Genomic DNA, 8,444 nt, shown 5'->3' on the forward strand with positions numbered 1-8,444 from the left:
CTCCTCGACCGCACCGGCCCCCCGCCGCAACAGCCGCGCCCCACCCGTGAGATTCCCGCGAGCCGCATGCGTGAGCCCCACCGCGAGCTGGGCCAGCCCGCGCCACAGGGCCCGTTCCTCCTCCGGCCCCGACTTCCAGGCATCCTCGAAGACCTCGTGCGCATGGAACGGCTTCCCGGCCTCCAACAGCGCCTGTGCCTCGTCGACGGTCTGCTCCGGCGCACGTACAACCCCTTCGGGCTGCCGCTCCACCCCGTCGGCCCCGTAAGGCAACGGCCGCCCAAGCCCGTCCCGCGGCCGCGCACTGCGCGCCCGCCCCTCGGCATCCCTGTCCCGTCCGGCGTCAGAAGTACTACCCATACCTCGATTGTCCTCGCCCCATGCCCCTTCGGAGCACGCCGCGACGTGAGGTAAAGTGCTCTTCGGCGATCACGCGGTCCACCGCGACGGTCGCATCGGGACGTGGCGCAGCTTGGTAGCGCACTTGACTGGGGGTCAAGGGGTCGCAGGTTCAAATCCTGTCGTCCCGACCAGCTTTGATGCAGGTCGGAGGCCGTTCTCTCGTTTACGGGAGGGCGGCTTTTCGTATGTCCGGAGGGCTGGTGGTCGCGGTGTGGTCGCAGGCCGGGTGGCGGACCGGTCCGCGGTGGCGTAGAAAGACGGCGGGGTGGGGGAGCGGAGCTTGTTGAGGGCTTCGCGGAGCCGTTGGATGTGGTCGCGTGGTGATCGCAGCTGCTTCAGCCGGGCCTTCCTGTCGGCTCTCTGCTCGACCTGTGTGAGGGTCTGTTGGATGGTGTCGACGGCTTCGCGGGCGGCTTGCTGGGTGAGGTGGCTGTAGATGTTGGCCGTGGTGGACAGGGTGGAGTGGCGCAGGGTCTTGGAGACCACGGTGAGGGGGGGACGCCGTCGGTGATGGTGAGGGTGGCGGCCAGGTGGCGCAGGTCGTGAACGGTCACCCGGGGGACGCCTGCTTCGTCGGACAGTTGCCGGAGCCGGTCGAGGACGGTGCGCGGCTGCAGCGGTCGGCCGTCGGGTCGGCAGAAGACCAGTCCTGTGAAGGGGGCGTGGGGATCGCTATGAGCCCGGGGCGTTGACCGGGCCCGGTGCCGGAGGGCGGCGGCGACACGTGGGGATATGGCGACCCAGTTCTTGCTCGTACGGGTCTTGGGTGGGGTGATCACGAGGTGGTTGTTGTCGACCGCGGAGAGCGTGCAGCGTACGTACAGAACGCGTTCGGTCAGGTGGATGTCGTCCCAGCGCAGGCCGAGTGCCTCGCCTGGCCGGGCGCCAAGGGCGGCGGCCTGAGGGCAGCCCGTGAATGATCTCGAGCGAGCCGGTTGGACCGTTTCGCGTCTCCGAAGGACCGCGACGCGTTGGGGAGTCGCTTCTCCCTCAACCCATCTTTGAACCGGCCCTCCGAAGCAGTGCCGCTCCGCCGGCCTGATCGGCTGCAGCGTCATGGGTTTCCTCGTTACTCCACAGCGCGGCCGATGAGTTTGTGGCTCCCGGCCAGTCCAAGCTCGTGACATCCTAGGAAAGGACACCGCCATGTCGGAGCTTCTCGTCGACTTCATCACCTCCCTCGACGGCCACGCATCGGGAGAGGGATGGCCCGGGTTCTGGGGCCTCGAGGGCCCGGAGTACCTCGCATGGCTCGGCGAGCAGCCCGAGGCCACCTACCTGATGGGAGCGAACACCTACCGCCTGATGTCGGGCTTCGCCGCAGGCGAGGTCCCGAAGGGCCAGGACGAGTTCAGGCCCGAGGAAGAGGCGTCCGTCGACGAGCTCACGCAAGCGTCCAAGGTGGTGTTCTCCTCCTCACTCGATCAGCCACTGACGTGGGCCAACTCCACGCTCGTCCGCGACAACGCCGTCGAGGCGGTCCGCGCCATGAAGTCGAGTGGCTCGGGGCTCCTCAGCACGATCGGCAGCCTCAGCCTGTGCCGGTCCCTGCTACGAGCCGGACTCGTCGACCGCTTCCGGGTCGTGATGTTCCCGGTGATCACCGGGGCCACGGGCGAAGAACGCATCTACGACGGCTATCCGGACGTTGCCCTCGAGATGATCGAGCACCGCACCTTCGACGGCCGCATCCAGCTGGTCGAGTACAAGCCTCGCGTGCTCGAGCACCCGCCGCTCGGCGTCCCTGCGTGACGTCGCCCCGTCCGCCGGTCTGGACGGCCGCCAGACCGGCGCCGGCGGGAGGCCCTACCGCTAGCCGTCGTGCACCGCGGCGAGCGGTTGCCTGATCACCTGGCGATCGGGGTGCTCACGGAACGGGGCTTGACCCCTGAGCTTGGACACACGAGACACTAGATCTTGAGGATCTGAGAACGGACATCTCGTGGTCATGAAGCACTACCCGCCGGAATTCAAGGCGGACGCGGTCGCGCTGTACCGGTCGCGCCCGGGAGCGACGATCAGGTCGGTTGCCGCTGACCTGGGGGTCAACCCGGAGACGTTGCGGAACTGGGTACGGGCTGCCGGGGCAAGTCGGCCCCGGGGCCGCCGGGCGGAGATACCCACCGAGCCGGCCACGCCCCTGGAGGCGGAGAACGCGGCCCTGCGCAAGAAGGTCCGCGAGCTGGAGGAGGAGCGCGAGATCCTGCGCAAGGCGGCGAAGTATTTCGCCGGGGAGACGCGCTGGTGAACCGCTTCCAGTTCGTCGCCGACCACCAGCGCCGCTTCGGCGTGAAGCGGCTGTGCACCATCCTCGGCATCGCCCGCTCAAGCTTCTACTACTGGCGCACGACCACAGCGGACCGGGCGGCCCGCCAGGCGGCCGATGCCAAGCTCGCCGCCCGGATACGCAAGGTTCACCAGGACGCGGACGGCACCTACGGCGTCCCCAGGATCACCGCCGAACTGCGGGAGATGGGCGAGTTGGTCAACCACAAGAGGGTCGCCCGCATCATGCGCCAGGTCGGCCTGGCCGGGCTGCGGCTGCGCAGGAAGCACCGCACGACCATCGCGGACCCGGCCGCCGCCCAGGCAGCCGACCTCATCGGCCGCGACTTCACCTCTGCCGCGGTGAACACGAAGTACGTCGGCGACATCACCTACCTCCCGTTGGCCGGCGGGAAGTTCCTGTATCTGGCCACGGTCATCGATCTCGCCTCCCGGCGCCTTGCCGGCTGGGCGATCGCCGATCACATGCGTGCCGGAACTGATGCACACCGATCACGGGGCCCAGTACACGAGCCGGGCGTTCGCCGACGCCTGCCGCCGGGCGGGTGTGATCCAGAGCATGAGCGCGGTGGGCAGTTCGGCGGACAACGCGCTCGCCGAGTCCTTCCACGCGACATGCAAGCGGGAGACTCTCCAGGGCCGCGGTGCCTGGGCTGACGAGCGCGAAGCCCGCCTCGACCTGTTCCGCTGGCTGCACCGCTACAACACCCGACGCCGCCACTCCAGCCTCGGTCAACGCAGTCGCATCGCCTACGAGACAACACTCGACACAACATCAACTACCCTGGCCCAAGCCGCATAGCCCGTGTCCAAGATTCCGGGTCAAGCCCCGAAAATCACTACGCCGAGCAGGCAGCGGCCGAACGAGTGAACCTGAAACCCCTTCAACCCACTCTGACCAGCTGATCAACACCTGCCGAACGACGGGGGAACCTCACTCCTGGCGCGAGGTGGCCCGCTGTCTGCGGCTGTCGAGCGCACCGTCGTACGCCGTTCGCCCTGTTCTACGCCGACGGCACCCTGCTCGCGACCGTCGTACGCAACCCGGCGCGTTTCCCGCACCTGGTCCCCGTCGTGCTGCGCATCCGCTGCCGCCGACGCCTCGGCATGCTTGTGCGCGGCCAGGTCGTCCGTGCCGCCGCCGAGGTGGGCTCCGAGCTGCTCGGGGTGCGCGCCCGAGGGCCTGCACCGTCGATACGGAAGAAGTGCGTGCACTATCCGTGCCCGTGGATCACCGCCAGGGCATAGTCGCGTGCCGGTGCGCTCAGCGTGTTGTTGAGCTCGTCGAACAGGACGCTCGCGGTCACCCCGTTCCACCCCGGAGGCAGCAGCGACAGGGGAAGCCCCGGGTCGCGGTGGGGCAGCCGCCGCCATTGAGTGAGCATCGGTATGTACGTGCGAAACGCCTCCGGCGCAGTGATACCGCCTGACGAGGCTGCATCGAGGACGGGGCGGTAGTGCCGTATGAAGTCCGCGTACGGCTCGGTGAGTTCGTCCAGGTCCCACCACCTGCGGACTTTCGACCGCAAATCTCCGAAGGCGAAGTGGTCGCCGGTGAAGATGTCGACGTACTCGGACAGTTCGCGGCGTACCAGGGTGCGCCGGGTCTCCGCGGCCAGGGTCCCCGGGGCGACCCAGACGCCGGGTGCCGCGGTTCCGAAGCCCAAGTGGGTCAGGGTCGTGCGCAGTTCGTGCCGCCTCTCGCGCTCGGATTCGGGCACGGAGAAGACGACCACGAGCCAGCCGTCCTCGGCGGTGGCCCGGCTGCGCTCGAAGATCCGCACGTCTACCTCGGCGAGCGTCTCCAGAGTCGAGTCCGCCAAGGCATAACCGACGGCGCCTGCGTGGCGCCGGCTGAGTAGCACGCCGCGGCGCTTCAGGCGGGAGATCGACGACCGCACGGCCTGGGCTTCGACCCCGAGATCCGCCATGAGTTGGACCACGGACGCCACGGCAAGCCAGTTGTGCTCCCCCCGTGCGTAGAGGCCGAAGATCGTGATGATGAGTGAGCCGAGGCGCCTGTCGCGTCCGCCCGGGACATGGGAGGCCGGCTCCGTCGTCATGTCTGCACTGAGGCCACAGTCTTCGGCTCCCTGCGTTCGCGCTCTTCCCTGTCCTTCGCGGGCCGCTTCCGGCGAGGATGCCCGGATCCCCATGGCGAGCGAAACCTCCCGTGGCCTGCCTGCGAGCCACCAGGCGCCCCGTCTACGCGCCGCGCCGCCCCAACCGTCAGTAGTTCGCGACGCCAGCGGGCTCGAGGCCTCCCGGGGTCTCTAGTTAGATGTAGAGGGACTTGACGACGCGATAGGACTCAAGCCCCTCCGGGCCGTACTCGCGGCCGCCGCCGCTGTCCTTCATGCCGCCCCAGGGGGCGGAGATGTCGGGCGGGTATCCGTTGACCCCGAAGGTGCCGGTCCGTACCCGGCGACCGATGTCCAGGCCGTGTTCGGGATCGGCTGTCCACACCGTCCCGGCCAGGCCGTAGGGACAGTCGTTGGCGATGGCCACGGCTTCGTCCTCGTCGGCGGCCCGCAGCACGCACACCACCGGGCCGAAGATCTCTTCCCGGGCGATCCGCATCCCGTTGCCGACCTCGGCGAAGACGGCCGACTCGTAGAACCAGCCCTTGGCCGGGGTGTCCGGGCGGCGGCCCCCGGTCACCAGCCTGGCCCCCTCCGCAAGGCCGGAAGCCACGTACTGCTCCACCGTCTCGCGCTGGCGGGCGCTCACCAGCGGTCCGGTCGTGGTCGCCGGGGCCAGGGGATCGCCGATCACCTGCTGCCGCGCGATCTCGGCGAGACCGTCGACGATCCGGTCGTAGTGGCCGGGCGTGGCGACGACGCGGGTCATCGCGAAGCAGGTCTGCCCGGTGTTGAGGAACGACAGGAACCCCAGCCCCTGCAGGGTGTGTTCGAGGTCGGCGTCGTCGAGGACGATCGCCGCGGACTTGCCGCCGAGTTCGAGGTTGGCCGGGATGAGGCGTTCGCCGCACTCGGCACCGATCAGGCGGCCGGTGGAGGTGGCGCCCGTGAAGGCGACCCTGTCGATGCCGGGGTGCCGGACGAGCTCGGCGCCGGTGGCGGCGCCGCCGGGCACGAAGCAGAAGACGCCGGCCGGCACCCCGGCCTCCTGTGCGATCCGGACCAGCAGGGCGCCGCTGAGCGAGGTCTCCACCGAGGGCTTGAAGACGACGGTGCAGCCGGCCGCCAACGCCGGTGCGATCTTGGTGATGGCCAGGAACACCGGGTAGTTCCACGGCGGGATGACGGCCGCCACGCCGATCGGCTCACGCCGTACGACGGTCCGGCTGCCGGGCCCGACAGGGACTCGGGTCTCCTCCTGCTCCAGCCCACGGGACAGGCCGGCGTAGTAGCGGAGGACCATCGCCGGGGCGTCGACGTTGTTCATCAGGGAGAAGCCCAGCGGCATCCCCATCTCCCGGGTGACCAGCCGGCTCATGTCGTCGGCGTGCTTTTCCAGGGCATCGGCGAAGCGCTCCAGGACATCCGCTCGCTCGGCCGGGGTGCTGCGGCCCCAAGGGCCGTGGTCCAACGCCCGACGCGCGGAGGTGACGGCGGCGTTCACATCGGCGGCGCCGGCGAGGACGGTGCTGCCCAGCGGCTGTTCCGTGGCCGGGTCCAGCAGGGTGACGGTCTCGGTACCGGTGGCGGTCTTCCACGTGCCGTCGGCGTGGATTTGGGTCAGATCGCGGACGGGCAGGGGGACGGCGGTGCGGCTCATGGCAGGGACTCCGTTCCGAGGGCGGTGGTCATCCGAGCGGGGTGCGGCCTTCGAGGTCGAAGGTGATCGGGGTTGCCTTCCAGTACTTGGTCTTCGCCGAGTACTGGTCGATGTGGCCGACTCGACGAGGGTCGGGTCGTCGGCGTCGCCGGTGAGCGTCTGCGGTTTTCCTCTCCAGAGCGCATCATGGATGTGCGATATGACCCTCGAATTCTTCCATCGGCAGATCCCTCTGGCGGCCAGTCTGTAATGCCTATTCCATTCGGGGGAATCATTACTCATCGGTTAAAGGGGTGGGCTGGAAGATTCATCGGCGCCCACGCCCTATTCGGTCTCAGTGGAACCGTGATGGCGGCCGATGTCTCCAGCTACTACGTTTCCGACGGATCCGTTGTGGCGAACGCGTCGTAGGACGAGAAGTTGCTGATCACGAGGCGAGCGGCAATCGCATCCGCAGGGCCCGGGAGTTCACCCGCAACCTCAAGGGACGCTCAGTGGCCTGACGGCGGTGACAACTCCAGTCGTGGCAGCATTGCCAAGGGCGGCGTAGCCGGGTCGTGCGCCGGGGCGTTCCCCCCGGATCCCGACGCCCGACCAGGCGTTACCAGAAGTCGGCAGGGGAAAATCGGCGAGGAAGTCTCCGTACGCCGCCGACGGATGCGCGCCGAGGTCGATCTCTGTGCGGTCCGGCGGGCGCCGCGGCCACCACGCTGACGCGTTGCGCAGGGTCGCCGGTCTGGAACATACCGCCGTGTTTGACCAGTGGCAGGCAGTCTTCAGCGGGGCGATGCGTCGCCACGGCCTCGGCGATGTACACCCGGTGGCCGGGCAGGTCCACGGTCTGGCGCAGCTCGCACTCCAGCGCCGGCACTCCGCCCTGGACCCAGGGCGTGGCGGTGGTGACGGGCTGCCCGAAGTCGATCAGCTCGCCGGCCGACTTGTCCACCTCGGCCGTCGAGAAGCTGCCGGCGAAGTCGACGAGGGCCGCCTGGCCCGCCGAGCGGAGCGTCAGCCCGGACTCACCGCTGGATTCCAGGGCTGCGCGCGTGTCGGCCTGTGGACTGAGTACAACGGATACGTAGAGGGGGTTCTTGTTGACGAAGTAGGACCACTCCGCCGACATGACGTTGACGCCTCGTTGATCAAGGTTGGTTATGAGGCCGACAGTCGAAGTCAGTTTCTTCCACGAATGGTCGGAGTTCTGGTTCAAGATGACCCCATTCCAAATCCTCCATCCTGATTCCAGGGATAGCTTATTACTGGCCCGGCGGAGAAACAACCGTCTTTGTGTCGTGAGAATACCTTTCCGAAATCTTTTGTGTATCGTAACGAAAGGATGCCCGTGATCAATCAATCTTCCGGTGCCGTTCGCGTCCTCCACCGGCTGTCGAGTGCGGCAAGAGATCTTCAAATCCGTCCTTGACTGTGACGCGTCAGGGTGGGTGGTCGAGGAAGGCCTGCCGCCCGCACTCTCCCGCCTCACTCAGCGCCACATGGTCCTGGTCGCTTCAGTGGCCGACCCGCACATAGAGCGCATGGCCGCGGCTCGGGGAGCACCGAAGCCGTGCAGGTAGCCTCCGCCGCGGCTCAGGCCCAGGCGCAATGTCATCGCACCGCCGAGCAGTTCACCCGGCATGGCGTCACGGTCGTCGACGCGACGCCGAACGACCTGCCACCGGCTTTGGCAGACGCCTATCTGGCTCTCAAAGCAGCGGGACGTCTCAGACGCGCTGGGGGCAGATAGGCGCTGAAAGCCCCCTGAAACGCAAAAAGCCCCCTGAAACGTAAAAAGCCCCCGTGCCGGACAGCACGGGGGATTTCTCTACAATTACTTCCGGTGCGTCCTACTTTCCCACAGGGGTCCCGCTGTATCATCGGCGCTGTCAGGCCTAAGGCTTGTCCCGTAAATGATCTACGACGTGTTGGTTGACCTGCCTGTTCTTCGTCAACCGGCGAGGGTGAGGTTGTGGAGGCGGGCGATGCCGAGCATGGCGTGGTGGACGCCGTCGCCTTTG

6 protein-coding genes, 1 tRNA gene and 2 pseudogenes are annotated in these 8,444 nt (G+C 67.9%); 4 read left to right on the forward strand and 5 right to left on the reverse strand.

Translation table 11 applies throughout. The features are described 5' to 3' along the window. The coding region (locus G6048_RS44980) for a DUF309 domain-containing protein (RefSeq protein WP_165345401.1) at positions 1–360 on the reverse strand (360 nt) is incomplete at its 3' end. A gap of 96 nt (positions 361–456) precedes the next feature. Between G6048_RS44980 and G6048_RS44985 the strand changes: the two genes are divergently transcribed. Then, a tRNA-Pro gene (locus tag G6048_RS44985) sits at positions 457–533 on the forward strand. 204 nt (positions 534–737) lie between these two features. Here the strand turns inward: G6048_RS44985 and G6048_RS52135 are convergent. Continuing rightward, positions 738–1,574, reverse strand: a complete 837-nt coding sequence (locus G6048_RS52135) for a site-specific integrase (RefSeq protein WP_408056236.1) — start codon at positions 1,572–1,574, stop codon at positions 738–740. Between G6048_RS52135 and G6048_RS44995 the strand changes: the two genes are divergently transcribed. Continuing rightward, positions 1,549–2,154 (forward strand): dihydrofolate reductase family protein, encoded by a 606-nt coding sequence (locus G6048_RS44995; RefSeq protein ID WP_165345403.1) that lies wholly within the window; start codon positions 1,549–1,551, stop codon positions 2,152–2,154. The two genes, G6048_RS52135 and G6048_RS44995, sit on opposite strands and share 26 nt — an antisense overlap. A gap of 190 nt (positions 2,155–2,344) precedes the next feature. Next, positions 2,345–3,490 (forward strand): annotated as a pseudogene (locus G6048_RS45000) (IS3 family transposase). 412 nt (positions 3,491–3,902) lie between these two features. Here G6048_RS45000 and G6048_RS45010 read toward each other — a convergent pair. From G6048_RS45010 to G6048_RS45020, 3 genes are all read right to left on the reverse strand, one after another. Next, entirely contained in the window at positions 3,903–4,751 is an 849-nt protein-coding gene (locus G6048_RS45010; protein ID WP_165345404.1) for a PaaX family transcriptional regulator, read from the reverse strand. A 214-nt stretch (positions 4,752–4,965) separates the two neighbouring features. Then, the gene (locus G6048_RS45015) at positions 4,966–6,429 is read right to left on the reverse strand and encodes an aldehyde dehydrogenase (protein ID WP_165345405.1); all 1,464 of its coding nucleotides are present in this window, start codon (positions 6,427–6,429) and stop codon (positions 4,966–4,968) included. A 601-nt stretch (positions 6,430–7,030) separates the two neighbouring features. Continuing rightward, positions 7,031–7,552 (reverse strand): flavin reductase family protein, encoded by a 522-nt coding sequence (locus G6048_RS45020; protein WP_235991090.1) that lies wholly within the window; start codon positions 7,550–7,552, stop codon positions 7,031–7,033. A 322-nt stretch (positions 7,553–7,874) separates the two neighbouring features. Between G6048_RS45020 and G6048_RS45025 the strand changes: the two are divergent. After that, positions 7,875–8,173, forward strand: a pseudogene (locus G6048_RS45025) (DUF58 domain-containing protein); the annotation flags it as partial. Positions 8,174–8,444 lie beyond the last annotated feature (271 nt).

The sequence above is a fragment of the Streptomyces ureilyticus genome, assembly GCF_011045025.1.
In the GTDB taxonomy this organism is placed as follows: domain Bacteria; phylum Actinomycetota; class Actinomycetes; order Streptomycetales; family Streptomycetaceae; genus Streptomyces; species Streptomyces ureilyticus.

What these genes read in the sequence shown, in the direction of transcription:
- G6048_RS44995 (WP_165345403.1), top strand. Translation starts at nt 1,549, where the DNA reads ATGTCGGAGCTTCTCGTCGACTTCATCACCTCCCTCGACGGCCACGCA.
- G6048_RS45015 (WP_165345405.1), bottom strand. Translation starts at nt 6,429, where the DNA reads ATGAGCCGCACCGCCGTCCCCCTGCCCGTCCGCGATCTGACCCAAATC.
- G6048_RS45020 (WP_235991090.1), bottom strand. Translation starts at nt 7,552, where the DNA reads ATGTCGGCGGAGTGGTCCTACTTCGTCAACAAGAACCCCCTCTACGTA.
- G6048_RS52135 (WP_408056236.1), bottom strand. Translation starts at nt 1,574, where the DNA reads ATGAAGTCGACGAGAAGCTCCGACATGGCGGTGTCCTTTCCTAGGATG.
- G6048_RS45010 (WP_165345404.1), bottom strand. Translation starts at nt 4,751, where the DNA reads ATGACGACGGAGCCGGCCTCCCATGTCCCGGGCGGACGCGACAGGCGC.